Source organism: Lacticaseibacillus manihotivorans DSM 13343 = JCM 12514, assembly GCF_001435035.1.
Taxonomy (GTDB): Bacteria; Bacillota; Bacilli; order Lactobacillales; family Lactobacillaceae; genus Lacticaseibacillus; species Lacticaseibacillus manihotivorans.
This window is the reverse complement of sequence record NZ_AZEU01000075.1, coordinates 1-491: the sequence shown is the minus strand read 5'-3', so window position 1 is coordinate 491 and position 491 is coordinate 1. Positions and strand designations below refer to the sequence as shown.

The following is a 491-nucleotide window of genomic DNA, read 5'->3' as shown; positions in this document are numbered from 1 at the left end:
AGTAAAATTCAATACCAGTTTCTTCTGTGATCTCAACGTGTTTAGCGAATTCTTTGCCACGATCTGGTGTGATGGTTTTAACGTCCTTGATAGGGAGCTTAGCTGTCAAAGCCAGGACAATCTGGGCTACTTCAGCTGATTTCTTTTTGTCTGCTTTTCCAATCAAGCAGAACCTGGAGTAGCGGTCAACCATTGTGACTGCACAAGCCTTACCAGTTTTTCCGGCAACCGTATCCAGTTCCCAATGACCAATTTCAGTACGGTCATCGGCGGCCAAAGGTCGCTCATGAATGGTGTTACTGATCTGAATCTTGCCCCGGCGTTCAATGTGGCCTTTAGTATGTCTAGTCTTACCGCGATGCCTGAGTTTTCGGACTGCACCGCGATTGCCGTGAGATAAGCCTGTTTCGTTGAAGTCCCCACGGTAAATAGCCCGATAGATCGTATTGTAACTCACTTGATAACTAGATTTTTCATGTTTCAAGCGTTGA

General features: G+C 45.8%; 1 protein-coding gene. It reads right to left on the bottom strand.

Annotated elements, in window-relative coordinates:
• Window positions 1-491: IS30 family transposase (locus FD01_RS04140; protein ID WP_156647267.1), on the bottom strand; the 491-nt coding region annotated here is incomplete at both ends.